Below are 26,483 nucleotides of genomic sequence, written 5' to 3'. Positions count from 1 at the left end.
GTAATGCATTAAATTTTAAAATAAATTTATTTTAATGTTCAGTTGTTTTTGCGTGAAACCGAGAAAACACCTTAACTGTAATTACATACAGTTAAAATAAAAAGGATTTTAAAAATAATTAACATGACAATCAGAAACCAGATATCTGTATTCCTTTTTCTACTCGTTTAAAGTTATTTAATAACTCCAAACTAGCAAAACAACTACACCTTATTATGAGGCAAATTGCCGCCTTTCTTTCAGAAAGGCGGATTTGTGTTAACAGTAAATATAAAGCGTGGTTATTTCAAAGAAAAACACTATTTGCTGGTCATTGGTTTTGTGTTGCGTATTTGGAAATGCTTAGTTGGCCTTTATCTGCTCTTCTACATCACCAGAAAGTAAAATGGCTATCCACTTACCATCTTGTGAACTTTCTAAGCCTATTTTAATGATCATGGTCAATGGCACAGATAACAACATACCAACGGTACCTAATAACCAGCCCCAGAAGATTAAAGAGAGAAAGACCACTAAGGTTGATAACCCTAAACCTCGGCCTAAATAGCGAGGCTCAACCACATTACCCATAACGGTATTAATACCTAAAAACCCTAATCCGATAAAAGCAGCGGGTGCAATGCCCAATTGCAATACAGCTAATGACATTGCAGGTACTGCAGCGATTATAGAACCAATATTAGGGATATAGTTGAGTAAAAAAGCTAATACTCCCCATAAAAGATAAAAATCTAAACCAAATGCCCATAACATCAGTGATACACAAACACCTGTTGCAATACTTACTAAAGTTTTTATTGCTAGGTAATGATTGACCGAGGACAGAAATTGGTCAATTTGTTTCATTCTCATTTCGGGATCATCTAACGCTAAATGTACCTTTTGGGGTAACGATGGCGCTTCAAATAACATAAATATAACAGTAATGACAATCAAGAAAAGGTTGGCCATTACTGCGCCTAAGCCGCTTAGCATATCTGCAGCAAGCCCCATCGCTGCACCTGGGTCAAAGTATTCGACTAATAAATCAGATGACAGGGTAATGTTAAAAGCTGCTAATTGGTTTATTACCCAAATGTATTCACCTTTTAATTGTTCACGGTATTCAGGTAAAAGCCTTGATAGCTCTGTTAATGATGAACCAACCAAGCCTGCTAACGATATTACAATCACTACAAAAACAATAATCACTCCCACTACTGCGAGTGGTTTAGGTATTTTAAAGCCTTCTATTTTTTTAACTAAGGGGTTACAAATTATCGCGATAAAAACCGATAACAAAAAAGGCACCAATATATTAGTAGCTGTTTTTATCCCGGCAAGCACAACGAAAAGTGCTGCGGTTACGAGTAATGCTTTAAAAACACCACTTTTATAATCTAATGTTGACATAAACTAATTAAAATCCATTATTATTTTATTTATGCCTGCTATTGTATCTGAAAATTAAAATAGAAGGCTTAATTTGTATCTCAAATTTTTACATGGTACGTCTGATCAATGTCACACTTGACAGTGACAACAAACGCCAACAACTAAGCATACCCATAACACCAACAAAGCCACCTCCTGCCACAATACCTATTAACCATGCGTTAAAGTGAAAGCTCGGCGTCATATTAAATACTTGTGTTTGTAATATATAAACCGCTATTTCCATTGCAACACTCGCCATTAAGCCCGCAATTGCACCAAGGGCAACGAATTCAAAAAGCACACTATTGCGTAGTAAACTACCTTTAGCACCAAGCGTACGCAATATAGCAAGTTCTCGTTCACGCTCTTCCATGCTTGCTTGTACTTGCGCAACTAATACTAAACTACCCGCTAAAATTACTAGCACTAAAATAAGTTCAATAGCAACAGATACCTGCTCTATCATGTTATTAAGCTGCTTCATAATAGCACCAAAATCCATAATAGAGATTGTTGGGTAGTTAGCTAAGAAACGATATACATCATCTTTTTTATCATCTGGTACCATCCAAGCAGAAATTGAAGTTGATTCAATATCTGCTAGCACAACCTGATTAAACACCATAATAAAGTTTAGCTGTCTGCTTTGCCAATTAACTTCACGAATACTTGTAACAGGTACTGTAATAGTGTCGGTAGCAAGAGTAAAAGTTAGCTCATCTCCTAGTTTAATATCTAACCGCTCGGCAACATTGTTCTCGATAGACACTTGCGGTGTTGTATCATCACTACTCCACCACTTTCCTTCTAGAATTTTATTCTCATTAGGTATGTCGTTAAGCCAGGTTAAACCCAGCTCGCGTCCCATTCCGCGACGCCCTTCTTTCTTTTGTTCAGAATTTTTCTTCAAGCTTTTCACTTGTCTCGAATCTTCGTAAGTATCGTCTGAATCTCTATTATCTACTGCAATAGTTTTTTCATTATTTATCGCGGCTAACCTGCCTCGATACACTGAATAAAAGCCTTGATGCGCTATACCTTGTGATTCAACAAAATCAGTAAGCGGCTTAATTTGCTGATCGGTAATATTTATTAAATAGTGGTTTGGAGTATCTTCTGGAAATTGCTGTTGCCACTCTTCAAGCATCGACGTTTTCATAACTGTAATTAACAAAAGTAATTGTATAGCAATGGTAAAACTAACTAATTGAACACTGTTTTCGTTAGCGCGCCTTTTTAAATTAGCTAATGCTAAATGCAAAGATTTCCCAGCTCTGGTGCCAGCGCTTCTACTTGCTGACATTAACAATTGGCCAAAACCAAGTAAAATTAATGAAACTAGTAAACCGCCAAACAATAATGCAACACTCATTTTAAGGTCTTGGCTGAACATAAGTAATAATGCGAATAAGCCAAGTAATGGTATTACCTGATGTAAACCAACTTTTCTGCCTGCTTTGTTAGCAATCCCCCTTATTACTAACAATGGTGAGGTTTTAATTAACTCACTAATAGGGTGTATTGCAAAAGCAATAGCACAAAGTAAACCTGTAATTATTGCAGTAAGAAATGGTGTTAAGCTTAGCGTAGCATTATCAAGTTCTATAAAGTTTTTTACTGCATCTTGGCCAAGTAAAATAAGGCCATAACCAACAATTAACCCCGAAGCAATACTAAGTAAGCTTAATAAGCCCCAATGTAAAATATAAAGTTTTGCTATATGGTTAATTGTAGCGCCTAATGCTTTAAATACAGCAACAGTGGCTTGATGTCTTTGACCATACCTTCGACTTGCAACAGCAACTGCAACTGCAGCTAAAACAATCCCTAGCATACTAGCTAATGAAAGAAATTTTTCTGCGCCGTCAAGTACTCGTGAAAGCCTATTTTGAGCAGCTTTAGCGTCGTACCATCGTTGAGTATCATTTAATTGTGGCTTTAGCCATTGTTCAAACGTTTCAATATCGTCATTTTCACCAGCAAATAAGTATTTATAGCTGATACGACTACCTGGCTGTATAAGCTCTGTTTTCATCATGTCATCAACATGCAAAAATATAGACGGCCCAGCAATAAAAGCGCGGTATGAACGATCGGGGATATCGGTTAAAATACCGGCAATAGTCAGTGGCAACACCCCTATTTCAATAGTATCTCCTAGCGAAACTTGCATTCTACTTAACACAGTAGCTTCAACCCAAACACTCCCCACCGGAGGAGCATTAACAATAGTAGACTCAACTTGCGCTTTACTTTCCTTTATCCGCAGCTCTCCGCGCAGTGGATACTCATTTGAAATTGCACTTATTTCTGCAAGCAACATATTGTCACCAGCAAAAGCCATTGATTCTGTTTCTATTTTTCTAGCAACGCGTAACTTTTGCGTTTGACTTTTGGTTAGTATTTCCTGATCAATCGGTGAATTTAGTCTTAACACCCGATCAGCAGCAATGGTATTAGTGCTACTTGTAGCAATAGCTTGCTTGATTTGTTCAGTAAAGCCAGAAAGTGAAAAAACGGTAGCAACTGCAAGAACAATAGCTAAAAATATTATAGTGAGCTCGCCACGGCGTAGCTCGTTTTTTAATAAACGCAGTGAGTGGCTGAGCCATCGGTTATTCTTTTTAATCTCCATAGCGCTATGCTCACTCATTAATTGATGCAAAATGGCCTTGCTCAGCAGCACTTATGTTGCCTTGAACACTCTCTTTAGACCTATTTTCTGTTAAGAAACCACTATCCATTACTACTTGGCGTTTACAGCGAGCGGCTAACTTAGCATCGTGCGTAACAAGTACTAATGTTGTACCTAATTTATCATTTAATTCAAACAATAAATCTTCAATATGTTTGCCTGTTTTAGCATCTAAATTACCGGTAGGTTCATCAGCAAATAGTATGTCTGGGCGGGTGATAAATGCGCGGGCAATAGCAACACGTTGTTGTTCACCGCCAGATAATTGCGATGGATAGTGTGAAGCGCGTTCAGATAGCCCCACTTGCTTTAACAACTCAAGTCCCTTTGTTTTGGCATCAGGTAAATTGGCAAGTTCTGCTGGTAGCATAACGTTTTCAAGCGCAGTTAAACTATTTACTAATAAAAACTGTTGAAAAATAAACCCAACATGCTCTGCACGAACTTGGCTACGTTGTTCTTCATTTAACTGGTGTAATGGGTAGTTTTTAAGATAAACTTCACCTTTAGTCGGAATATCAAGCCCAGCAAGAATAGACAACAAGGTAGTTTTACCTGAACCAGAAGAACCAACAATAGCAAGAGACTCTCCTGCATTAACACTAAGGTTTACAGGTTGTAATAATTCTAATATTTTATCTTCTAAAGGGACTGACTTGGTTAAGGCACTAACTTTTAAAATAACTTCGGAATCTAACGGCATGAAAAAGTATCCACTCTATTTTAGTTTATTGATCACTCTATATACGGTATTTAACACTGCTTGGGCCACACAATCAATTCTCCTGTTAGGCGATAGTGTTAGTGCCGGTTATCAAATGTCACCTGAAGAAAGTTGGGCATACCTTTTAAACGAGCGCTTAGAGGATGAAAAAGCACCTTATCGCTTGATAAATGCGAGTATTAGTGGTGAAACAACAAGTGGCGGTTTATCTAGACTTCCTGCCATTTTAGCGAACGAAAAAGTTGATCATTTACTTATTGAGTTAGGAGGCAACGATGGCTTACGCGGCTACGCACCTAAACGGATTAAAAGCAATTTGTTACAAATGATTTCTATGGCTCAGGAACGTGACATTAAAGTGTCATTAATTAAAATTAAAATTACACCAAATTATGGACCACGCTATTTAGCCCTTTTTGAAAAGGTATATGATGATATAGCAGAAGAAACAGGAGTTACTTTATTTCCGTTTTTTATGGAAAAAATAGCACAGGACCCAAATTTAATGATGGCTGATGGCATTCACCCAAATAAAGAAGCTCAGCCTTTAATTGCCACTTACGTTGGTGAACAACTTAAACAAATGATGAATTAAACTGATGGAATTTATTTGGATATTTTTCGCTTTTGCTTTTGGGCTTATAAGTAAGCTGATCTCTTTACCACCTTCAATTGGATATTTAGTTGCAGGCTTTTTACTATTTGGTTTAGGCTTTCAAGCTGATGATACAATAATGGCTCTCTCTAATATGGGAATAACGTTAATGTTATTTTCAATAGGGCTTAAATTAAACATTAAAGATTTACTCAAAAAGGAAGTTTGGTTAAGCACCCTTTCTCATACCGCTTTATGGATTATTTTTGCACTTATTGCGTTAAAGCTTTTTGCCATCATCTCACTGGCATACGCCATTAACTTAACAACGGTAAGTGCGGCATTAATTGTTTTTGCCTTAAGCTTTAGTAGTACTGTTTGTGTTGTAAAGTTACTTGAAGACCACGGAGAAATGAGAACAAGGCATGGAAAGCTAGCGATTGCTATTCTAGTAATGCAAGATGTCATCGCGGTGGTTTTTCTGGTACTTGCTACAGGAAAAACCCCCAGTCACTGGGCCTTATTATTACTTCTTGTTATACCTTTTAAAAAAGTGATCTCACAGCTTGTTGATAAAGCTGGTCATGGCGAACTATTACCACTTTTTGGTTTTTTTATCGCCTTTGGTGCCTATGAAGTATTCGAACTAGTTAATATTAAGGGCGATTTAGGAGCTCTACTGGCTGGTGTTTATATTGCTTCTCATAGTAAGTCTAGTGAAATCAGTAAATCTTTATTAAGCTTCAAAGACCTGTTTTTAATCGGCTTCTTTTTATCTATTGGCTTTACGGCGCTTCCTACCTGGGAGATGTTCGGGACCTCACTTTTACTGCTTATGTTATTGCCAGTTAAGTTTGCATTGTTTTTCTTTATTTTACTCAAACTTAAAATACGTGGAAGAACGGCATTTTTAAGCTCATTAACCCTTTCAAATTTTAGTGAATTTGGGCTCATTGTTTGTGCGTTAAGTGTTAAAGAGCAATGGTTAAGCGAAGAATGGCTGATCATAATTTCACTTGCTGTTGCCCTTTCCTTTGTTATTACTAATATTTGTTATAATTATGCCCATAGTTTTTTCTCTGATCATAAAGAGTGGTTTAAAAAGTATGAATCTAATACACGACTACCTGAAGACGATTTTATACAGCCTACTGATGCCCCAATTATCATAATTGGCATGGGTCGTGTCGGCATGGGAGCATTTAAAGCACTTAATTCGCATAACCCTAATAAAGTTTGGGGATTAGACACAGATAAAGCTAAGGTTGCGTGGTTAAATGAAAATGACGTTCTCGCCTATACGGGTGATGCAGAAGACGCTGACTTTTGGGAAAATATAAACCTCGACGGTATAAAGCTTGTTTTATTAGCCTTACCTTCGGTACAAGACAGTATGTGTATTACTACACAACTTCAACGGATTAAATACAAAGGTAAAATTGCTGCTATTGCTCGCTTTGATGATGAAAAAGATGAACTTGAAAATTTTGGTGTTGATAAAGTATTTAACTTTTATACCGAGGCTGGTGTTGGTTTCGCCGAAGAGAGTATGGAATTAATTAATAAACAGGCACTGTAAGAATAGAGCGTGTTGTTAAAGTTTTTGTTAGAGCACTAGGGTTAAAATACCTAATGCTCTAGTTTAGATAAAAAGTAATAACTTTAGAAGTCGTCCATTTCTACTTCAGCTAATGCTGGTGCCGGTGCTGAGCTTTTTGATTCACTTGCCATAAAGCCGTGGCGTCGCTTAGATTTTTGTATCGCTTCCAAGTATTTCTTCCACAATTTTACCGCATAAACATTACTTGGTTCATCAACCATTACCTGATCAACAAACAGCTGCTCTTCTTCATTAGTAGGTGATAAAACACCAGAATATAAACCTTCAAGTGTTAAACCATACATTTCTAAGTCTAAAGATTCTCGCTTGTTAAAATAACCACTTCGCGATATTCCATGTGAAAATGTAATGTCACCCAAAAACATTCGACTACCTATTCTAATTGTCGTATCCATTTTTATACCTCACATAAAAATTATGTGTTGATAATGAGTGTTATATCAATCTCACTAACTATTTGATCTTTTCTACTGGCTAAACAGATCACTTAATTAATAAAACTGGTATTAAGCTCCATAACTTATAGAGTAATGTACTTTTTACTCATTTTTATGGAATTGTTAAACCCTCATTCCTACACCGTATTATCTTTGGCTGAATGTAATTGAATTTTAAACATCAAGAAAACAAAAATAATTTGTCGTATCGATAAGATTTGCTTAAATTAGGCATACTTTAATTAAATAAGCTTATTTAAATGGATATCAGACTTTTTAAAACCTTTATACAAGTTGCTGAAACCAAACATTTTGGACATGCAGCTGAAAACTTGTTTATTACACAAGCAGCAGTTAGTGCTCGTATAAAACAACTTGAGGAATATTATGCAACAGCGTTATTCATTCGTAATAAAAATAACTTAAAATTAACGCCTTCTGGAGAAGCTCTACTTTCACATGCTTATTTAATAGTGGAGCAACTAGAGTATTCTAAACAATCGCTTGCCCAAACCCAGCAACAAAAAATAAATTTCAATATAGCTGCAACACCTAATATATGGGATGCTTTTTTCAGTAAGCGTATTCATGAATCTATTAAATTTTTTGATCATGTATCATTAGGCACCGAAATATCGGTACGTGAGGCTATACAACGTAAATTAAGCGACAAAACTATTGATATAGGCTTACTCACAGATCAAATCAAAGACGAAGGCTACAACAATCAATTAATTGCACATTTTGAGCTAGCACTTGTTGGTTCATCGCAGATTCAAAAAGATATTTTAGACCATTACATCTTTGTTGATTGGGGGCTAACATTTGCCAAAGAACATGCTCAACATCATAAATTTCAACCAATACTTAAAACCTCTACCGCGATGATCGCACTAGAGGTTATTTTATCAAAAGGTGGCTTTGCCTATTTACCAATGGAACTTGCCGAGCCTTATATCAAAAAAAATGAACTCTTTATTATTGATTGCCCACTGGTAATTAAAAGGCCCATTTATATGGTCAGTAAAGCGAATACATTTACCAAAGGCTTAATAGAGGCATACGGAGACTTTATCAGCTTACCAATTAACGCTACTCATGAACGTACATGATGCTATGAATTAGTCAAATAGTTATTTCAATTGGTATAAGTGCGAGGGAGAAGACTAAAAACACAAATAAAAACGCCGACATATTGTCGGCGTTTTTATTACTTAATGTGGCATCCCTAAGGGGATTCGAACCCCTGTTACCGCCGTGAAAGGGCGGTGTCCTAGGCCTCTAGACGATAGGGACGCAGAAACTCTTGAGAAAAGTACTACCTTTCTGGTTCGCTACTAATATTCCATTTAACTGAAACATTGATAACGTGAGCTTTGAATAAAGTTACCTTTATTCAAGTAATTAGCATGCTAATTACACGTCAAAACAGTTTTAGTTTACTACTTATATAAATGCTATAAGCAATAACCAAGGATAAAATAAGACCTAGATTACTCTACCCTTTTTAATGTGGCATCCCTAAGGGGATTCGAACCCCTGTTACCGCCGTGAAAGGGCGGTGTCCTAGGCCTCTAGACGATAGGGACGCAGAAACTCTTGAGAAAAGTATTACCTTTCTGGTTCGCTACTAACATTTCATTTAACCGAAACATTAACAACGTGAGCTTTGAATAAAGTTACCTTTATTCAAGTAATTAGCATGCTAATTACACGTCAAAACAGTTTTAGTTTACTACTTATATAAATGCTATAAGCAATAACCAAGGATAAAATAAGACCTAGATTACTCTACCCTTTTTAATGTGGCATCCCTAAGGGGATTCGAACCCCTGTTACCGCCGTGAAAGGGCGGTGTCCTAGGCCTCTAGACGATAGGGACGCAGAAACTCTTGAGAAAAGTATTACCTTTCTGGTTCACTACTAATATTCCATTTAACCGAAACATTAATAACGTGAGCTTTGAATAAAGTTACCTTTATTCAAGTAATTAGCATGCTAATTACACGTCAAAACAGTTTTAGTTTACTACTTATATAAATGCTATAAGCAATAACCAAGGATAAAGTAAGACCTAGATTACTCTACCCTTTTTAATGTGGCATCCCTAAGGGGATTCGAACCCCTGTTACCGCCGTGAAAGGGCGGTGTCCTAGGCCTCTAGACGATAGGGACACAATTTTTATATATCGAAATAACTAGAAGCTAAGTCAATATAGCTGCACTATATAATTAAAGTGCAAAATTAGTGTCGATTAAATAAAAACATATATTTAATACTTAATCATTAAACTTTAACATATTCAAAGTTTATATTTTTGGTGGAGCTATGCGGGATCGAACCGCAGACCTCTTCACTGCCAGCGAAGCGCTCTCCCAGCTGAGCTATAGCCCCTCTTTATTCACAAACTTTGATGGCCTAGTATCAAAATTTGCTGCTTAACAAGCCCAATATCTACTCGTTGAAAGCGAGGCGCATTCTAAGCAGAGCCCCTTCTACTGTCAACTATTAATTTAACATTATAGTCTTTTTTTTGCCAAATGCGGCTCAAGTGATTAGTAAAGCAACAACTTGACTAAAATTTATATAATCAATCGCTTAGAGCTATGACAATGTAAATCTAAAATTAGCTATGATAATATGCAAAGTGTTCGCAATTAAAAAGATTGCAGTTTAATCGTTTAAAACAAGCCTTTAGTTTCTTGGACTATCATACACTAAAGTGTACTTTATTTTTTGTCTAATAAACGCTATTGTAGACACTTATTCACTATACGAATGTATTCAATGCCGTTAAAAAAGCTAAATGTAGTTGCTATTGGTGGTGGTCACGGCCTTGGCCGAGTGCTTTCAACACTTTCTTTTCTAGAAACACGACTAACGGGTATTGTTACCACCACAGATAATGGTGGGTCTACAGGACGTCTTCGAAAGCGCACAAGCTCAATTGCGTGGGGTGACTTACGCAACTGCCTTACACAATTAGTTGATGGAAACTCAATTGGAAGCCAGTTATTTGATTTCCGTTTTGACGGTGAAGATGAGTTAGGCGGTCATAATCTAGGTAATTTAATTTTATACGGTTTAGGTAAGATACAATCGAGGCCGTTAGATTCTATCAAACTTGTTCGTCGAATTTTGCGAGTAAAAACACCTGTCTTGCCTATGTCTGAAACCCCTACTGACTTAATGGCTTTTTATCCTAAAGGCCGATGCCGTGTTGGTGAGTTGTCAGTAGACCAAATGCCAGTAATGCCAGAAAAACTAATGCTAGCCCCTCTTGTCAAAACACTAGACGTTGCTAAAATTGCTATTGAAAAAGCAGATTTAATCATTTTAGGGCCGGGTAGCTTTTTAACTAGTGTCATTCCCCCTTTATTGATTCGAGATATTGTTAACGCTATTAATACGAGTAATGGTCATTGTGTCTTTATCGACAACATCGTTCAAGAAAATAGCCCTGCTGGTAAGCTATCACTTGATGAAAAGCTAACTTGGATCAAAAACAATATTGGTTGCTTACCGGTAGATTCTGCTATTTGCCATGGTGACCAAACGACTTCAAAAATAGTTCCTGTCATAAATTGTAATTTGGCAAATGACGAAATTAAACACTATCATGACCGAAATAAATTAATTACTGCCTTAGAACAATGCCTAATAAATGCTCAAGGGCAAAACCTGCCTGATATTGTCAACAAGTAGTCATAACCAAACTGGTTGTAACTAGCAGAAAAAAACTTTAATCACTCGCGCACAGTACTGTGATAATCTTTTAAAATTGAAAATTCGCAATCCATCTAAAATCTACCATAATTAATACCTGTTTCATTAAAGAAACGGGTATTAGGTATTTCAATATTTGGAGGGGCTATGCCTAGCAATCTTTCAGAGCAACGCATTGAATGTCCACATTGTGGCCATCACCTATTTGTATCGTTAGATACTTCGGCTGGCGATCAAGATTATTACGAAGATTGCCCATCATGTTGTCGAGAAATCCATCTTAATATGCATATCGACGATTATCATCAAAAAATACAACTAGCAATTGATAGCGATGATGAGCAAGTCTTTTAAACGTATAATTTAAGTATTAAGACCTGTATATCACATAAAATAACGATAACATCGCTTTGCAGTAACAAATTAAACCTATATGATCTATCTTTATTTTTATCAGTAACTTTATCAGGGTTTCATGAACGTTAGCGCATTTTTTAAAGACACCAAGAGTTTAATGAAACTCGCCTACCCTATCCTTATCGCACAACTAATTCAAAATTTAATGGGGTTTGCAGATACAGTGATGGCAGGCCGTGTAAGTGCAACTGATATGGCTGCTGTTGCTGTGGCAAGTAGTATTTGGCTCCCGTTAATCCTCACTATTTATGGCTTAATCATGGCCTTAGCAAGTATAGTTTCACAACTGTCTGGTGCAAAAAAATATGATGAAGTTGCCGATCAAACTTTTCAAACTGGTTGGATTGCTTTATTTTTAGGGCTCAGCTTAATTGCAATTTATTATTTTGTAGCGCCAATATTATTTGCAAAAGTTGGTCTTGAACAAGATCTTAAAGTGCTAATGTTCGATTACTTGGGTTATATCGTTTGGGGTGGCCCTGGCTTTTGTCTATATATTGTTTTACGCAATTATGCTGAAGGGTTATCACATACTAAACCAACGATGATCATTAGTATGCTAGGTCTATTGATCAATATACCTGCTAATTACATCTTTATTTATGGAGAATTCGGAGCCCCTGCACTTGGTGGTGCGGGTTGTGGCCTGGCGACTGCAATTGTCTATTGGGTCATGTTTTTCGGTATGCTTATATATTGTCTAACCAGCAGAAACCTTAAACATGCATCATTATTAGGAAAGTTTTACTGGCCAAATATTAATGCAATTAAAGCGATTTTAGTTTTGGGTGTACCTATAGCAATGTCATTACTTTTTGAAGTTAGCTTATTTTCTGTCGTCGCGATATTGCTAGCTCCTTTTGGTTCCGAGGTAGTGGCAAGTCATCAAATTGCAATAAACTTCTCGGGCTTAGTATTTATGGTGCCTTTAAGTATTGCTATGGCTGTGACAATAAAAGTTGGTTTTGCTGTTGGAAATGACAACTTAACCGCAGCAAAAGCGCTTTGCAAACACTCTATTATCCTTGGACTTTTAATAGCAATACTTACAGCTGCCCTCTCTCTTACCTTTAGAGAACAAATTGCAACTATCTATTCAACAGATATAGAGGTAGTTAATCTTGCCGCTAGCTTGATGTTTTTAGCAGCTTTATTTCAGTTTTCCGATTCAATTCAAGTGATTTCAGCAGGCGCTTTACGTGGTTATCAAGACACAAAGTCAATACTATATATTACGTTCACTTCTTATTGGGTTGTAGGTTTGAGTATCGGTTTAATATTGGGGTTAACCAATTGGGTCATCGAGCCAATTGGTCCTTATGGTTTCTGGATTGGTATCATTATAGGCTTAACTACAGCTGCAGTACTTTTAGCATGGCGATTACGTGTTGTTCAAAAAAGACTCGAAGAACCACTAATCGTCTCATAAATAATCAATTTTATTTAATTTAAAGATAATTTAACAAAACAACTTGCAACTCGTTTTTCAGATCGCTAACATAGCGCTCCGTTGATTGATTCAACTTGAAATATTACGCTGATTTAAAATAGTTACAGTGTTAGTAAAAATAAATAAGGTTTTACCTAGCTTTATTTAACAAGTTTTTATTAGGTACGTTGGGAGTGTAGCTCAGTTGGTTAGAGCGCTTCGTTGACATCGAAGAGGTCGCTGATTCGAATTCAGTCACACCCACCACATTAGAAAAGGCAGCCTAAATGGCTGCCTTTTTGCTTTCTGATCAATTAACCTTTTTACTTATTTATACCGGTTTCATTAATTAAATGATCTACTTTATACGCAGTAAAAACAGTCAAAACCAAGGTGTTTATTTTCATAACTAGTTGTTCTGGGTAATTATGTTCCTGTCTTGTCCACATAAGCTACATCCTTGTAGCGATAATTATAAAATAAGTAACACAGCAGTTGATTGTTTTAGCTAGTAGAAAATGATCACATAGTAGTGAGATTAATGGTATTACTTATGCGTATAATTAATCTGTCACATAAATTGGATAAAATCTCCTATTTATAAATTAATAATTTGCTAACGATAAGCGATAATTATTACTCATTGATTTAATTTTAGTCATGTAGGAGTGAAAATGACAATAAAAATTGGTATTAACGGTTTTGGTCGTATGGGACGTTTAACCATGCGAGCAGCGTTCGATTGGGATGACATAGAAATCATTCAAATTAATGATCCTGCTGGAAATGCTGAAACTCTTGCCCATTTAATGACCTTTGATTCAGTCCACGGTCGTTGGCACCACGAGGCAACTCATCAAGGTGATTCAATTATTATTCTAAATAATAAAGATATGGATAAAGGCAATAGCAAAGCTATTCCTTGCACACAAAATAAAGCTATACAAGAGACCGATTGGTCCAAGTGTGATGTTGTTATTGAAGCGTCGGGCAAAATTAAAACCAAAGCTTTATTAAAGGCCTATTTAGATCAAGGCGTAAAACGTGTTGTGGTTACCGCTCCAGTAAAAGAAGATGGCGTCTTAAATATCGTTATGGGTGTTAATGAGCATTTATACGATAAAACAATCCACCCAATTGTAACAGCGGCTTCATGTACAACTAATTGTTTAGCGCCAGTTGTAAAAGTAATCCATGAAAAAATAGGTATTAAGCATGGTTCAATGACGACTATTCACGACATTACCAATACCCAAACCATACTAGATGCCCCTCATAAAGATCTACGCCGAGCACGCGCTTGCGGTATGAGTTTAATTCCAACAACTACGGGCTCTGCTACGGCTATTACACATATATTTCCTGAGCTTAAAGGCAAGTTAAATGGTCACGCCGTACGCGTTCCTTTAGCCAATGCATCATTAACTGATTGTGTCTTTGAAGTTAATCGTACAACTACGATAGAAGAAGTGAACCACCTATTGAAACAAGCCGCTGAAGGTGAATTAAAAGACATTATGGGATTTGAACAACGTCCGCTGGTGTCTATTGATTATAAAACGGATCCTCGTTCAAGCATCATTGATGCCTTATCAACAATCGTGATCAATAACACACAAGTAAAACTCTATGTGTGGTACGACAATGAATGGGGCTATGCTAACAGAACCGCTGAATTAGCGCGTATGGTCGGCTTGGCTGACAAGAGTCAATAAAGCATGGGGCTTTTATCACTAAAAAAAATATCATCTAAGTTGCCTGACCAAGTAAAACAGTATTTGGTGATCACCGGAAATTATTGGGCGTTTACCTTAACTGATGGTGCATTACGCATGCTAGTTGTGCTGTATTTTCATCAATTAGGTTACAGCCCATTAAATATTGCTATGCTGTTTTTGTTTTATGAGGTTTTTGGTGTGATCACCAACCTTATTGGTGGTTGGCTCGGCGCAAGGCTGGGTTTAAATAAAACCATGAATACCGGCTTAATTCTACAAATTATAGCACTTGCCATGCTAGCTGTACCTGCCGACATGTTAACCATAATTTATGTGATGGCAGCACAGGCATTATCAGGTATCGCTAAAGATTTAAATAAAATGAGTGCGAAAAGCGCAATAAAGCTACTCGTCCCGAATGGAGCAGAAGGCAAGCTATATCAGTGGGTCGCTATGCTCACAGGATCTAAAAATGCGTTAAAAGGTGTTGGCTTCTTTCTTGGTGGGGTATTGCTTACCACACTTGAATTTAAAGGAGCAGTAATATTTATGGCTGCGCTGTTAACCTTAGTGTGGTTATTTAGTTTATTAGCCCTAAAAGAAGATTTAGGTAAAGCTATTAACAAGCCAAAATTTAATGATATTTTCTCAAAAAGCTCGTCAATAAACACTCTTTCTGCCGCACGATTGTTCTTGTTTGGTGCAAGAGATGTTTGGTTTGTGGTGGCATTACCTGTATTTTTAGCCGTAACCTTTAGTTGGGATCATTGGTGGGTAGGTGGCTTTATGGCAAGCTGGGTGATTGGTTATGGCATTGTACAGTCTATAGCACCATATATTAACGGCATCAAACAAGGTAATGCTCCAACGGGTAAGAGCGCTTTTAAATGGGCAAGTTATTTAACCTTAGTGCCTGCCGCTATTGCTTTAGCATTACATTACAATTTTCACATTCAAGCATCCATTATTATTGGCTTAATGATATTTGGCGCTATTTTTGCCATTAACTCGGCTTTACACAGTTACCTTATTGTAAGTTATGCTAGCAGTGATGGTGTATCACTTGATATTGGCTTTTACTACATGGCAAATGCTATGGGGCGGCTAATAGGTACAATATTATCAGGTTGGATATACCAAGCCTATGGTTTAACAGCATGTTTATGGATCTCTACCCTGTTCATTGGCATTGCGGCTTTGTTATCACTAAGGTTAAAAAGTTAGTAAATAAAAGCATGAGTACGTAGAAGACTTCCAGTCGCATTACCTAGAAGTAACTTCAGGCCTGTATTAGTTTACTTGAGTAATCTGTCCGAGAATTGCCTCTTTGCTTGCCCCTGTTACACGAGTGTCATTTGCTGGCAGTTGATTAACACACCGATAAGCTAACCACGCAAAAGCCATGGCTTCAACATAATCAGGATCAACATCAAGTGTAGCGGTTGTAGTTACTGTGCAATCTGGCAGTAATAAACTTAACTGCTCAAGTAAATAACCATTTTTAGCACCACCACCGCAAACATAGATTGTACTGCCTGATAAATGAGAGAGCGCTCTTGCAATAGATTGTGCCGTTAAAGCAACTAAAGTCGCTAAGACATCTTCATTGCTTAGTTTATTCTTATATTCAGTGTCAAGGAAGCTAGCTAAATGAGTCGATAACCATTGAATATTAAAATATTCACGCCCGGTGCTTTTAGCACCAACTTTATTAAAATATTCATCAGCCAACATATTTTTCAACAACGGGGCTATAACTATTCCTTGTTTTGCTATGCTGCCATTATCATCATATTTTATTGAAAATTTTTGTTGTACCCAACTATCAATTAAAATGTTCCCTGGGCCTGTATCAAAACCAACTAACTTATTAGGGCTAATTATTGAGAGGTTGGCTATACCGCCGATATTTAAAAATACGGCTTCATCGTTACTACCAACTAAACTTTGATGGAACGTTGGCACTAAAGGTGCGCCTTGGCCACCTAAAGCAAGGTCCATACTACGAAAGTCAGATACGGTAGTAATGCCTGTATTTGCAGCTAGCACACTCGCATTAATTAATTGCATTGAAAAAGGATATTCGCCCTGAGGTGAATGAAAAACAGTTTGTCCATGACAACCAATTGCCATTACCTCTGTCGGATTAATATTGTGCTTGTTTAATAGCAAATTAACGCCATCAGCATAAGCCAAGCTTAGTTCTACGGTTAGCTCGCCTAATGTTTTTAAGTGAATGTTACCATCTTGACAAAGTGATAATAATCGTCCTCTAAGCTCTTCATCAAAGGGCCGCTCAATTGCAGCTATATACTGAGTTTGATTATCCGTTATCTTGACCAATGAAACATCAATAGCATCGAGGCTAGTACCTGACATTATACCGATGTAATAATCACCTTTTGCGTTGGAAATAATACTTGTGTTCATAAAAACCCTAAAATGAGACCTATCGGATACCTACTATAACTATAACTGATGCTAGTTTGCCTAATGATTACTGATGGCTAAATAGCGTTAATTGTCGAATTTGTTGCTCTTCTTCAAGAAAGGTTTGCGCTTGATTTAGCGATATTTCTTGAAAGTACACAAGCGCACCCGCGGTACATTGTGATAAACGATAAGCATCTATTGATAAAATAGCGCCAAGTTTAGGATAACCGCCTAATGTTTGTCGATCAGAAAGTAACACTATTGGTTGCCCATTGGGTGGCACCTGCACTGCGCCAAAAGCGATCCCTTCAGATGTCATGCTAGACTTTGATGCTTGTAAAGCTGGCCCTTCAAGGCGATATCCCATACGATCAGCTTGTTTAGAAACAACATACTCACAATTAAACAGTGTTTTTGTAGCTTGCTCAGAAAAAAAACTATGCTGAGCCCCTAATATAAGGCGTAATGTTAAATGTTGATGATAACTTGGGATGTGTTTTCTTGGCATTGACAGTAAGGGTTTTGTTTCAACGTCGAAAATAGGAAGTATATCACCTATCTTTAGCGGCTCACCCGACAACCCACCAATATTTTCTCTAACAACCGTTGTACTACTACCGAACTGTAAAGGGATGTTAAAACCTTTATTAACGCCTAAATATACAATAGCGCCTTTACTAGCATGGCCAAGTTCAATCAAATCATCAGCTGAAACACGGTAACTACACCATGTAGCTTTTCGTTGACCATTGATAAATAAAGGCGCATTAGCACCGGTTACGGCAATAGTTTGATCTGAAGTTGAACGTAATAACAAGCCACCGAAATTACACTCAATAGCGGTATTATTACTATTATTTCCCAGTAACCGATTTAACCAATAAAATGCATTTTCATCTGCAGGTCCACCTTGAGTAAGTCCAATATGAGCCTGACCGAATCGTCCGCTATCCACTAAAATACTTTGAACACCTGATTTTTCAACAATAAAACCTTGCATTAAAGTTCACCGCCAAGCGATAAAAACGTATTTTTATCTACTGAATCGAAAGTAACAGTATCACCTAAAGAAAACGACATTGGTTGCTCTTTATTTATATCAAATAATGTTAATGGGCAACGACCTATGATGTTCCAACCACCAGGAGATGATGCAGGATAAATAGCCGTTTGTTGTTCTGCAATTGCAACAGCACCTTTAGGAACACTTAAACGGGGACTTGTTAGTCTTGGCATAGCAATTTTACTATTCACCTCCCCTAAATATGCAAAACCAGGGGCAAAGCCAATTGCATTTACGTAGTAAGTACCTTGTTGATGTAAGTTAATGACTTCTGCGACCGTAAGCTTTGCATGTTTTGCAATACGTGCTAAATCAGGGCCAACACTTTCATCATAATAAATAGGTAATGTTAAAGTTTTAGTAGATAAACTATTCACACTATAAAGCTGTTGATTGCTGTTTAACATCAGGTTTTCAACCAAAGATTGGCATTGGTTAAAGCTTGATTTATCTGTGTCGAAAACAATTAATAAACTATGATATGCAGGGATCACGTTTAGTACAATATTGGCTAATTTAAGCTGTACTTTATGTGAAATGCTAGCAACATAGCGAATTATATCGGCATTTTTCTTTTCATTGTTTACACTTGCGGCAAGGGTGAAATAGATGATAAAAGCATTTTCACCGGCAATTTCACAATGATACTGATACCTTGGTTGTTTATTTAATAATGACTTACTGATGACAGAGTTCCTTTAGTTCTTTGATCAGGTCCACACCGTCTTTATTATCACCATGTACACATACAGTTTGTGCATTTAACGGTAATAAGCGCTTGCCAGAGGTTTCAACGGTTTGGGTTGCAATTAATTGCTGTACTTGAGCTAAAGTTTGTTCTTTATTGAGCACAGCACCACTTACGGTACGTGACATCAGAAAACCATCATCTGTATAGCGTCTATCAGCGAATGCTTCAAATATAAGTTCAATACCAAAAGCGTTCGCTAATTGTCTAAAATGTTGGTTATTGGGAGTTGCCAATAGCATCAACTTTAATGACGAATTTATTTGCTCAATCACTTTTAAGATCAATATAAATAACTGTTCGTCATTAATCATATCATTATATAGCGCGCCGTGTGGTTTAACGTAACTCACTTCTTGTCCATTCTCATGTGCAAGCAGACACACTAAACTAATTTGCTGGTATAGGGTTTCAGTAAGCTCTTGCTTTGAAATATTTATCGACTTTCGACCAAAATTTTCACGATCAGGGTAGCTTGGATGTGCGCCAATTTCCACTTGATACTTTTTAGCTAGCTTCAAGGTCGATTTTATTAACGCTGTACTGCCTGCATGTGCTGCACAACAAATATTTGCCATATCAATAAAGGGCATTACCAACTCTGCAACACCATTATCTATCTCAGCAAGATCACAATTTAATTTCATTCTATTTTTGCCAGTCAACATTCATAAGAACAACCTTATTAAAGTGTTTGGTTTAATCGTTCAAACCCATGAGTTAAGTCTTCGATAAGATCATCAACATTCTCTAAACCTATATGCAAACGAATTAATGGATAGGTATCATCCCACGTAGTTACCGAACGGGTTCTACTGACATTAGTAACCCCTAAAATAAGGCTTTCGAATCCGCCCCATGAGTATCCCATCTTAAAATGTTTCATTCCATCAAGTAAGGCATTTAATGAATGCTGGTTTCCACGAGTAAGTACAAATGAAAATAAGCCATTGCTGCCTGTAAAATCACGTTGAAAAAATTCATGCCCAGGACAAGAATTAAAAGCAGGATGTAGTATTTTTCCTACTTCTTCACGTGTTTGTAACCACTTTACTATTTTTAATGTGCTTTCTTGATGCTGTTTTAGCCGAACAGCAAGTGTGCGAATACCTCTCAAAGCAAGGTATAAGTCATCTGGTGATGTACATTGCCCCATTAGGTAGCTATTTTCACGCAATGTTGGCCAATACTCTTCTGTACTTGTTGCTGTGCCCAACATCACATCCGAATGGCCAACTATGTATTTAGTGGCAGCTTGAATTGAAATGTCTACACCAAAGTCAAACGGTTGAAAATTAACACCTGCAGACCAAGTATTATCTAACATTACAATACAACTATGTTGGTGTGCAATTTTAGCCAAGGTAGGCACATCTTGTACTTCCATAGTAATTGAACCTGGCGATTCTAAAAATAATATACGAGTGTTACTTTGAATTAATTGTTCAATGCCTGCACCAATCATAGGATCATAATAAGTGGTTTCAACACCCATGCGTTTAAGCACGTTCTCACAAAAATCACGGGTCGGCTCATAAGTATTATCAGCCATTAAAATATGATCACCCGTTTTAACGAACGCCAAAATTGCATTGGTAATAGCGGCAGTACCTGAAGGATAAATAGCACAACCTGCTCCGCCCTCCAACTCATTCATTGCATCAGCAAAAGCAAACGCGGTAGTTGTTCCTCGGCGGCCGTAGAATAAAACCTGTTTACCACGATTTGAAGTTGCGTGTTTCATTTGTTTAACAGAATCAAACACTACAGTGGAGGCACGCTCAACGGGTGGATTAACGACGCCTCTAGTCCATTTAGACTGACGGCCAGCATTGATTATTTTAGTTTCTTTTTTCATAATTTACCCTGCTTTGGCGAAAGTATTAATAAGTGTCATCTTGTATTAAACATAAATTAAAACAACAGTTGGCAGTCTAGCCATCTAAAAGTAAAATTACAACGAATTTATCACCATGGTAATTAACACTATTGGTAAATTATGTTGTATTGGTTCAACTAAAGCTGTTGACTTTTCGCGGCCAAGTTTGGTGTAGATAAAAACGCTTTTAAGCCAAATAATTGTATGTGCGGTGACGAGCACTGTAATAAAAAGGTGTTATTGTTTTTCTTAAGTAACCTGAGTTCGGGATAATGGATGTGCATAAAAACATTTAAAATAATAGTTTACAGTGCTTTAGGTGACTTTTATAAGTGCTAGGTGCATTGTAACTCAACCAATGCTAAAAGTTTTGTGTGAATCAAGGCTAATTTGTGTACCTAATAGCTGGCTATTAGTAGCAAATTATACGCAGATACGCGCGAAAATCTTAGCTTTGGTGTACTTAGCTTATCCCGAACTCAGGTTAAGTAGTAACCAGAGAATAAACATTAATTAAACCTTACACATCCATGTGCAAATTTAAGTCACGTTTATAAAAGACAAGGTCAGTATTTACAAATACACCGCATTAAACAGCGCTATTACTTTTTTATGTTTGTTAAGTAGTGTTAATGAGTTTGTATTAATTTGATAAAAAGCAGTATCTCTTAATACATTAAAGTACGTTTGTTCGTTAATGTTACTATCAGGGCAAGCTCTTTTGGTTGATGCAACACCAACAAACTTTAATTCCCCTTCCCCTTTAAGTAGTTCTTCTGCTTCAAACTCACCAAAAAAACTATTACAACCAGAAAAACCAGATAGACGATTATCGTCCGCGTTCATAATCATGTGTCGTTCTTGGTCTTGATTTTGCTGCATAGTTACAGCATTACCATTAAGTTGTGTAAGTTTCCAGTAAGCTGAGGTGAGTGTAGCCGTATTAATAGTTTCCTGCTCAATGTCTTGTGTGTTTATGTTCGATTGGCAACCAGCTAATAAGGCAGATAAAGAAATAAGGCCAGCAAAAATAAGTTTATTCAAAGTGTTCTCCTACAATAGTCTAATTGTGTAATTTAAGCAGGAATTGAGCAAGTACGCGAGCTTTTAGTTTGATCAATATCGCTGATCGCTATACTCATTCTAATTTGGGCAGTATTTTTAATGTCGTAATTACTAGGGCGTGTTGATCTTATTTCAGCTGAGCATTCAATATTGTAAAAGGCTCGGCGGAAGTAATAGAGTCACTCCTCATAAAGAAGCGAAAATGCAGTAAATAATAAAACACGCAATATGAGTATATTAAGGTTGCTAGTCTCTTATTAAACTAGACCAACAACCTTTATTGCAGAAGATGTGAATCTATTTTGAGTGATATTTTGCGGGTGTACCTTTATCAGGTAAAGTTGCTTGCATAAACTCACGAATATCTTGGTTAGACGCTTTAAGATCTTCATAACGTAAATACATCATATGACCACTTTTGTAACCTTTAAATGACAATCTATCTTTCATTTTACCACTGGGGTCTAGCTGCCATAATGTGTATTTAGCATCAAAATAATTGGTTGCGCCATCATAATAACCCGATTGAACCATTACGTTTAAATAGGGATTTTGTGCCATGGCTAAGCGTAAGTTTTCTCCGGTTCTATTATTCGATCTATCCCACGGATGAACATTACCAAACATATTGTATTTTATATCAGTTTTATAATTAAGCTCTTCACGCAAATAGTAATTAATTGCTGGGGTAAAGCTGTGTAACCAAGACGTTAACTCAGCATTATAGTCTGGTCTGCTACCGGTTACTTTCTCGTCAATACCTAAATATCTTGAATCTAAACGGCCAACAGTTTGTTCACGATCACGAAGAATTTCTTTCCAGAAATATGACGCTTCAATATCTAAATTATTACGTAATACTTCTTGTACTGACAAACCAGAATAGCGTGATACCTGCTTTGCAATGTTTTGCTTTTCTTGGGCTTCAATAAACCCACCCTTTGCGAGTGCGGGTAAATATTTTTCTACGGTAAATTTTTCTATCTCTGGTAGTATTTCTAACAGATCACGGTTTTGTAGGTCTTCAGCTAACGCTTTATGATACCAAGCTGTTGCTGCAAAGTAAGGTAAGCGATTTGCAGCTTCCACAGGGCCTTCACGTTTAATGCCTATTTCTGTGGGCGAAACTAAAATAACGCCATTAAGGTACATCCATTGGCGAGCTTGTAATTCAAGTGCTAAACCAGCAACGCGTGTGGTGCCATAGCTTTCACCAATAAGATATTTGGGGGATTGCCAGCGATTATTACGAGTAACAAAAGTGTTCACCCAATCAGCCAAATATTTTATATCTGCATTTACGCCAAAGAACATACTTTTTTGTTCAGCCTTTGAAGGCATTTTACCTTCTTTGTTCGGTAACACTCGAGAATATCCGGTATTTACAGGGTTAACAAAAACAATATCCGCTGTATCTAAAATTGAGTAATCATTGGGTTTAACACCGTAAGGCTGTAACGGATAACCTTCGCTGTCGACGTTAAGTACTTTAGGACCAGTATAGGCAATATGCATCCAAACCGATGCTGAGCCTGGTCCACCATTAAATGAAATAAGTAATGGGCGAGCAGCTCTGTCTTTTACTTTTGAACGCTGGTAATAGGTATAAAAAAGGGTTGCTGTTGGATTACCTTCTTCATCCCATACAGGCTGAGTACCTGTAGTTGCAGTGTAATCGAATTTCTTACCTTTCACAGAAGTACTGTGACTTGTGGTAATACTTTCATCAATAGCTATTTTGCGTTCAAATTCTGCATGTACAGAAGTTGATAGCAACAATAAAAGGCTAAACAGTTTTATATAATGACTAAACTTCATCACAATGTCCTTAGTGGTAATGGGTAAGCTTTATAGTGTTTTAAATGCGAGTGTAATTATATAATCGTAAGCGTCGGTTAAACCACACCTAAATTTTTTATTCAGCATTATTTGCAATATTTCATCCTTATTCTAGACTTAAAAAGTTGGTAACAACAGCAAGCTGGATGCTTGTTTAGGGAAGCTTTACGGATGAGGTGATGTAGCGAGGATTGCTATGAGGGATGAAGTAAACAGGGAGTGTTGATCACGGATGATTACCTCTGTTTTACCTTTCGTTTTTATTTCTGCATTATCATTTTCTACTGACTAACGCTTGATGTTCCACGGCAATATTGCGTCAATATCAGGGTGTGGTTTACATAACTCTTCAAGACATTGCTTGACATAATCAAATGGAACTAAGCCATTAGCTTTAGCGGTTTCGATAATACTATACAGTGCAGCACTCGCATCGGCACCGTTAGCGGTTTGGCTAAACAACCAATTTTTACGTCCGATAACGAAGGACTTTATTGCCCGCTCTGCACGATTATTGTCGATGCTCAAGCGACCGTCTTCGAGGTAACCCACCAATTTTGGCCACTGATTACTCAGATACGTGATAGCTTCACCTAATTTGTTTTTGGGCAACACATTTTGTTGAGTAAACCAACCGTGTAATTTATCTAGTATCGGTTTGGCTTGAGTTTGGCGAGCCTCGTAAGTCTCTTCTGGAGTTGTATTTTTAAAACGCGATTCAATACCGTACAATTTTTGAATATAACTTAGCGCCACATCAGCTTTACCACTTTTTCCTTTGGGTTGTGCTTGTTTGGCTTCAATGAATTTACGCCGCGCATGTGCCCAACAACCCACTAAGGTTGCTTGGGTTTGATGATAGGCTTGATAACCATCAACTTGAAGGTAGCCCGAATAGCCGTCGAGATAATCAACCACGCAGCGACCTGCACGGCTATCATGATAATCGTATAAGATAATATTTGGGATTGAACTAGTGGGCATGGGGGAATCCGTGCCCGTGCAATACAACCACATGTAACTTTTTATTTTGTCAGACTTGATGACATTGACCGTAGTCTCATCGGCATGTATCACTGCTTGTTTTCGTAATTCTTCCTTAAGCCGTTTGATGAGCGGGGGAAATAACGCTGCTGATTTGAGCATCCAATCACTCATTGTTTGGCGACTGAGCGCGATACCGTATTGTTTGAATAATGATTCTTGGCGATAAAGAGGCAAACCATATTGATATTTACTGGTAATGAGTTGACTCAGTAAACTTGCAGTAGCAATGCCTTTAGGGATAGGACTTACTGGCATCAACGCTTGTTTAATCGGGTTGCTAGTGCCTGTTTTTTCGCATTCACGACACGCGTATTTAGGGCGAACATGTTCAATAACTTTGACTTGTGCCGGGATGAAGTCTAGTTTTTCAGTGATGTCTTCACCGATTTTATGTAATTGAGCATGACAACAAACGCACACTTTCTCAGCGTCGCTAATATCATGCACCACCACTTCCCGTGGTAAGTCTTTCGGTAAGGGTTTACGCTTTGGTTTATTACGGCGATAGCTGATGTCTTGTTGCTCAGTTTCAGCAAGCACAGCGATTTCTTCCGCCTCGTTGAACAATTCCCCTTGACCTGCAAAGCCTTCACCACTTTTACCGAATTGTTTTTGCTGCGCTAGGCGAAACTGCTCTTCAAGGAACAGTAAACGTGCGTCTTTTTCTGCTAATAACCGCTCTAACTGAGCAATACGTTGGTGAAGTTTAGTCTTGGTATTCATGCAGTTATTTTACCAGAGTAAATGGTTAAGTTGTTGTTATTACCTAGACTATTTCGTGATCGATAACTGCTGCTTATGATCGCAGGTTATAAGGACAAATTATCGAGGCTCATCGCTTGATGGCCCACCACATCAAAGCCAGATAACAGCCAATGTAATTGCTGCTCGGTGAGCTCCATGGTCGATTCAGTTAACCTTGTTGGCCACTTAAATTTATCTCGCTCAAGGCGTTTATACCACAGCGCAAAACCCGTCTGATCCCAATACAAAATTTTTAATTTATCGCGACCTTTATTACAAAACACAAACAAAGCCCCAGAGAGCACGGGTAATTGCAGCTCACTATCGAGCAAAGCCGATAAACCATTAATGGATTTGCGAAAGTCGACAAACTGGCGGTGTAAATAGACATCTGGCACATCAACAAACATCTTCATGCGTGTAACGCTTTAATAAGTTCAGCTAACCATGTTGGCTCGCAATGATGAGGTAGCGTTAACCTTGTGTCACCAAAGACTATGTGTATTGTTGCATCGGCAGGTTGAGTTGTTACCTTTGTTGCTACCTTAGCTTTTACAAAACCCGATGTTTGATTGAGGTGTTCAATTTTATGTCGGTATTTATAAAAATTTGACGTAGGTATCAGGTGTTGCCTACAAAAAGCAAGAATAGATAAGCCACTTTGGGCTTGTTGTTCAATAAGTTTCGTCCAATCATCTAACGTTCTTCGGGTCATGATATATCCTCAATAGTAAATTATTGAGGAGTTTATTTAGTTTGGCGATTATTGAAAAGGTGTGGTTTAACCGACGCTTACATATAATCACACTCTGTAGGTACTTAAAGACTACACTAGCTCATTCTAAAGATCATGTTTAAGAGATAAATAGACTATTTCTAGCGATTG

General features: G+C 37.4%; 23 protein-coding genes and 6 tRNA genes. 9 read left to right on the top strand and 20 right to left on the bottom strand.

From position 1 onward, the window contains the following. Window positions 1–342: 342 nt before the first annotated feature. The 3 genes from QUD79_RS07830 to QUD79_RS07820 all read right to left on the bottom strand — a co-directional run bounded on the left by QUD79_RS07830 (window position 343) and on the right by QUD79_RS07820 (window position 4,814). Window positions 343–1,392, bottom strand: coding sequence for an AI-2E family transporter (locus QUD79_RS07830; RefSeq protein WP_184426680.1), 1,050 nt, complete (start codon window positions 1,390–1,392; stop codon window positions 343–345). 88 nt (window positions 1,393–1,480) lie between these two features. After that, window positions 1,481–4,102 carry an ABC transporter permease gene (locus tag QUD79_RS07825; RefSeq protein ID WP_286290626.1) on the bottom strand — a complete coding sequence of 874 codons (2,622 nt, stop codon included), beginning with the start codon at window positions 4,100–4,102 and terminating at the stop codon, window positions 1,481–1,483. Beyond that, complete coding sequence (locus tag QUD79_RS07820; protein ID WP_184426682.1) at window positions 4,062–4,814, bottom strand: ABC transporter ATP-binding protein; 753 nt, start codon at window positions 4,812–4,814, stop codon at window positions 4,062–4,064. The genes QUD79_RS07825 and QUD79_RS07820 overlap by 41 nt, the downstream gene beginning before the upstream one ends. Here QUD79_RS07820 and QUD79_RS07815 point away from each other — a divergent pair. Together QUD79_RS07815 and QUD79_RS07810 are read left to right on the top strand one after the other, a co-directional pair. Further along, on the top strand, window positions 4,813–5,430 hold the full coding sequence (locus QUD79_RS07815) for an arylesterase (RefSeq protein WP_184426684.1): 618 nt from the start codon (window positions 4,813–4,815) through the stop codon (window positions 5,428–5,430). The genes QUD79_RS07820 and QUD79_RS07815 overlap by 2 nt on opposite strands. 4 nt (window positions 5,431–5,434) lie before the next feature. Then, window positions 5,435–7,009, top strand: coding sequence for a cation:proton antiporter family protein (locus QUD79_RS07810; RefSeq protein ID WP_184426686.1), 1,575 nt, complete (start codon window positions 5,435–5,437; stop codon window positions 7,007–7,009). 83 nt (window positions 7,010–7,092) lie between these two features. Here QUD79_RS07810 and maoP read toward each other — a convergent pair whose 3' ends face one another. Further along, window positions 7,093–7,446 carry a DUF413 domain-containing protein gene (maoP, locus tag QUD79_RS07805; protein ID WP_184426688.1) on the bottom strand — a complete coding sequence of 118 codons (354 nt, stop codon included), beginning with the start codon at window positions 7,444–7,446 and terminating at the stop codon, window positions 7,093–7,095. Between the two features lie 302 nt (window positions 7,447–7,748). On the opposite strand from maoP, the gene QUD79_RS07800 reads away from it, so the two are divergent. After that, a complete protein-coding gene (locus tag QUD79_RS07800) occupies window positions 7,749–8,600 on the top strand; it encodes a LysR family transcriptional regulator (protein ID WP_184426690.1) in 852 nt (283 codons plus the stop codon). A gap of 108 nt (window positions 8,601–8,708) precedes the next feature. Here QUD79_RS07800 and QUD79_RS07795 read toward each other — a convergent pair. The 5 genes from QUD79_RS07795 to QUD79_RS07775 all read right to left on the bottom strand — a co-directional run bounded on the left by QUD79_RS07795 (window position 8,709) and on the right by QUD79_RS07775 (window position 9,883). Beyond that, a tRNA-Glu gene (locus QUD79_RS07795) sits at window positions 8,709–8,784 on the bottom strand. 217 nt (window positions 8,785–9,001) lie between these two features. Continuing rightward, a tRNA-Glu gene (locus QUD79_RS07790) sits at window positions 9,002–9,077 on the bottom strand. A 217-nt stretch (window positions 9,078–9,294) separates the two neighbouring features. Beyond that, window positions 9,295–9,370: transfer RNA gene (locus QUD79_RS07785), tRNA-Glu, on the bottom strand. A gap of 217 nt (window positions 9,371–9,587) precedes the next feature. Then, window positions 9,588–9,663: transfer RNA gene (locus tag QUD79_RS07780), tRNA-Glu, on the bottom strand. Between the two features lie 144 nt (window positions 9,664–9,807). Continuing rightward, a tRNA-Ala gene (locus tag QUD79_RS07775) sits at window positions 9,808–9,883 on the bottom strand. Window positions 9,884–10,276: 393 nt separating this feature from the next. Between QUD79_RS07775 and QUD79_RS07770 the strand changes: the two genes are divergently transcribed. The 4 genes from QUD79_RS07770 to QUD79_RS07755 all read left to right on the top strand — a co-directional run bounded on the left by QUD79_RS07770 (window position 10,277) and on the right by QUD79_RS07755 (window position 13,328). Next, window positions 10,277–11,194, top strand: coding sequence for a gluconeogenesis factor YvcK family protein (locus tag QUD79_RS07770; protein ID WP_184426692.1), 918 nt, complete (start codon window positions 10,277–10,279; stop codon window positions 11,192–11,194). Window positions 11,195–11,362: 168 nt separating this feature from the next. Continuing rightward, entirely contained in the window at window positions 11,363–11,569 is a 207-nt protein-coding gene (locus QUD79_RS07765) for a CPXCG motif-containing cysteine-rich protein (protein WP_184426694.1), read from the top strand. Window positions 11,570–11,690: 121 nt separating this feature from the next. Continuing rightward, a complete protein-coding gene (locus QUD79_RS07760; RefSeq protein ID WP_184426696.1) occupies window positions 11,691–13,061 on the top strand; it encodes an MATE family efflux transporter in 1,371 nt (456 codons plus the stop codon). Between the two features lie 190 nt (window positions 13,062–13,251). Next, window positions 13,252–13,328: transfer RNA gene (locus QUD79_RS07755), tRNA-Val, on the top strand. Between the two features lie 56 nt (window positions 13,329–13,384). Here QUD79_RS07755 and QUD79_RS07750 read toward each other — a convergent pair. Next, window positions 13,385–13,510 (bottom strand): hypothetical protein, encoded by a 126-nt coding sequence (locus tag QUD79_RS07750; RefSeq protein ID WP_281401863.1) that lies wholly within the window; start codon window positions 13,508–13,510, stop codon window positions 13,385–13,387. A gap of 225 nt (window positions 13,511–13,735) precedes the next feature. Between QUD79_RS07750 and QUD79_RS07745 the strand changes: the two genes are divergently transcribed. Both QUD79_RS07745 and arsJ read left to right on the top strand, forming a co-directional pair. Next, on the top strand, window positions 13,736–14,776 hold the full coding sequence (locus QUD79_RS07745) for an ArsJ-associated glyceraldehyde-3-phosphate dehydrogenase (protein ID WP_184426699.1): 1,041 nt from the start codon (window positions 13,736–13,738) through the stop codon (window positions 14,774–14,776). 3 nt (window positions 14,777–14,779) lie between these two features. Further along, window positions 14,780–16,003 carry an organoarsenical effux MFS transporter ArsJ gene (gene arsJ / locus QUD79_RS07740; RefSeq protein ID WP_184426701.1) on the top strand — a complete coding sequence of 408 codons (1,224 nt, stop codon included), beginning with the start codon at window positions 14,780–14,782 and terminating at the stop codon, window positions 16,001–16,003. Window positions 16,004–16,069: 66 nt separating this feature from the next. Here arsJ and QUD79_RS07735 read toward each other — a convergent pair whose 3' ends face one another. From QUD79_RS07735 to tnpA, 10 genes are all read right to left on the bottom strand, one after another. Then, the gene (locus QUD79_RS07735) at window positions 16,070–17,209 is read right to left on the bottom strand and encodes an anhydro-N-acetylmuramic acid kinase (RefSeq protein ID WP_184426703.1); all 1,140 of its coding nucleotides are present in this window, start codon (window positions 17,207–17,209) and stop codon (window positions 16,070–16,072) included. Window positions 17,210–17,276: 67 nt separating this feature from the next. Beyond that, window positions 17,277–18,212 carry a 5-oxoprolinase subunit C family protein gene (locus QUD79_RS07730; RefSeq protein WP_184426705.1) on the bottom strand — a complete coding sequence of 312 codons (936 nt, stop codon included), beginning with the start codon at window positions 18,210–18,212 and terminating at the stop codon, window positions 17,277–17,279. Further along, entirely contained in the window at window positions 18,212–18,910 is a 699-nt protein-coding gene (pxpB, locus tag QUD79_RS07725) for a 5-oxoprolinase subunit PxpB (protein WP_286290788.1), read from the bottom strand. The genes QUD79_RS07730 and pxpB overlap by 1 nt, the downstream gene beginning before the upstream one ends. Before the next feature lie 43 nt (window positions 18,911–18,953). Then, the gene (pxpA, locus tag QUD79_RS07720; RefSeq protein ID WP_184426707.1) at window positions 18,954–19,670 is read right to left on the bottom strand and encodes a 5-oxoprolinase subunit PxpA; all 717 of its coding nucleotides are present in this window, start codon (window positions 19,668–19,670) and stop codon (window positions 18,954–18,956) included. A 38-nt stretch (window positions 19,671–19,708) separates the two neighbouring features. Next, entirely contained in the window at window positions 19,709–20,881 is a 1,173-nt protein-coding gene (locus tag QUD79_RS07715; RefSeq protein ID WP_184426709.1) for a cystathionine beta-lyase, read from the bottom strand. A 594-nt stretch (window positions 20,882–21,475) separates the two neighbouring features. Further along, window positions 21,476–21,946 (bottom strand): META domain-containing protein, encoded by a 471-nt coding sequence (locus QUD79_RS07710; RefSeq protein WP_184426711.1) that lies wholly within the window; start codon window positions 21,944–21,946, stop codon window positions 21,476–21,478. Between the two features lie 318 nt (window positions 21,947–22,264). Next, window positions 22,265–23,785: a S10 family peptidase gene (locus QUD79_RS07705; RefSeq protein WP_184426713.1), complete on the bottom strand. Its 1,521-nt coding sequence runs from the start codon at window positions 23,783–23,785 to the stop codon at window positions 22,265–22,267. 309 nt (window positions 23,786–24,094) lie between these two features. Further along, window positions 24,095–25,576: an IS66 family transposase gene (gene tnpC, locus QUD79_RS07700; protein ID WP_184426944.1), complete on the bottom strand. Its 1,482-nt coding sequence runs from the start codon at window positions 25,574–25,576 to the stop codon at window positions 24,095–24,097. Between the two features lie 86 nt (window positions 25,577–25,662). Next, the gene (gene tnpB, locus QUD79_RS07695; protein ID WP_286287996.1) at window positions 25,663–26,013 is read right to left on the bottom strand and encodes an IS66 family insertion sequence element accessory protein TnpB; all 351 of its coding nucleotides are present in this window, start codon (window positions 26,011–26,013) and stop codon (window positions 25,663–25,665) included. Next, entirely contained in the window at window positions 26,010–26,312 is a 303-nt protein-coding gene (tnpA, locus tag QUD79_RS07690) for an IS66 family insertion sequence element accessory protein TnpA (protein WP_184423956.1), read from the bottom strand. Before tnpA ends, tnpB begins: the two co-directional genes overlap by 4 nt. Between the last annotated feature and the right edge of the window lie 171 nt (window positions 26,313–26,483).

It is taken from the genome of Thalassotalea piscium (assembly GCF_030295935.1).
Classification (GTDB): domain Bacteria; phylum Pseudomonadota; class Gammaproteobacteria; order Enterobacterales; family Alteromonadaceae; genus Thalassotalea_B; species Thalassotalea_B piscium.
This window is presented reverse-complemented; position numbering and strand designations above follow the sequence as displayed.

Bases quoted from the DNA above. Each gene is read 5' to 3' on its own strand.
- QUD79_RS07820 (WP_184426682.1), bottom strand. From the start codon at position 4,814: ATGCCGTTAGATTCCGAAGTTATTTTAAAAGTTAGTGCCTTAACCAAG.
- QUD79_RS07800 (WP_184426690.1), top strand. From the start codon at position 7,749: ATGGATATCAGACTTTTTAAAACCTTTATACAAGTTGCTGAAACCAAA.
- QUD79_RS07715 (WP_184426709.1), bottom strand. From the start codon at position 20,881: ATGAAAAAAGAAACTAAAATAATCAATGCTGGCCGTCAGTCTAAATGG.
- maoP (WP_184426688.1), bottom strand. From the start codon at position 7,446: ATGGATACGACAATTAGAATAGGTAGTCGAATGTTTTTGGGTGACATT.
- tnpC (WP_184426944.1), bottom strand. From the start codon at position 25,576: ATGAATACCAAGACTAAACTTCACCAACGTATTGCTCAGTTAGAGCGG.
- QUD79_RS07705 (WP_184426713.1), bottom strand. From the start codon at position 23,785: ATGAAGTTTAGTCATTATATAAAACTGTTTAGCCTTTTATTGTTGCTA.
- QUD79_RS07770 (WP_184426692.1), top strand. From the start codon at position 10,277: ATGCCGTTAAAAAAGCTAAATGTAGTTGCTATTGGTGGTGGTCACGGC.
- QUD79_RS07765 (WP_184426694.1), top strand. From the start codon at position 11,363: ATGCCTAGCAATCTTTCAGAGCAACGCATTGAATGTCCACATTGTGGC.
- QUD79_RS07750 (WP_281401863.1), bottom strand. From the start codon at position 13,510: ATGTGGACAAGACAGGAACATAATTACCCAGAACAACTAGTTATGAAA.
- tnpA (WP_184423956.1), bottom strand. From the start codon at position 26,312: ATGACCCGAAGAACGTTAGATGATTGGACGAAACTTATTGAACAACAA.
- QUD79_RS07810 (WP_184426686.1), top strand. From the start codon at position 5,435: ATGGAATTTATTTGGATATTTTTCGCTTTTGCTTTTGGGCTTATAAGT.
- QUD79_RS07735 (WP_184426703.1), bottom strand. From the start codon at position 17,209: ATGAACACAAGTATTATTTCCAACGCAAAAGGTGATTATTACATCGGT.
- pxpA (WP_184426707.1), bottom strand. From the start codon at position 19,670: ATGAAATTAAATTGTGATCTTGCTGAGATAGATAATGGTGTTGCAGAG.
- QUD79_RS07760 (WP_184426696.1), top strand. From the start codon at position 11,691: ATGAACGTTAGCGCATTTTTTAAAGACACCAAGAGTTTAATGAAACTC.
- QUD79_RS07830 (WP_184426680.1), bottom strand. From the start codon at position 1,392: ATGTCAACATTAGATTATAAAAGTGGTGTTTTTAAAGCATTACTCGTA.
- arsJ (WP_184426701.1), top strand. From the start codon at position 14,780: ATGGGGCTTTTATCACTAAAAAAAATATCATCTAAGTTGCCTGACCAA.
- tnpB (WP_286287996.1), bottom strand. From the start codon at position 26,013: ATGAAGATGTTTGTTGATGTGCCAGATGTCTATTTACACCGCCAGTTT.
- QUD79_RS07745 (WP_184426699.1), top strand. From the start codon at position 13,736: ATGACAATAAAAATTGGTATTAACGGTTTTGGTCGTATGGGACGTTTA.
- QUD79_RS07730 (WP_184426705.1), bottom strand. From the start codon at position 18,212: ATGCAAGGTTTTATTGTTGAAAAATCAGGTGTTCAAAGTATTTTAGTG.
- QUD79_RS07815 (WP_184426684.1), top strand. From the start codon at position 4,813: ATGAAAAAGTATCCACTCTATTTTAGTTTATTGATCACTCTATATACG.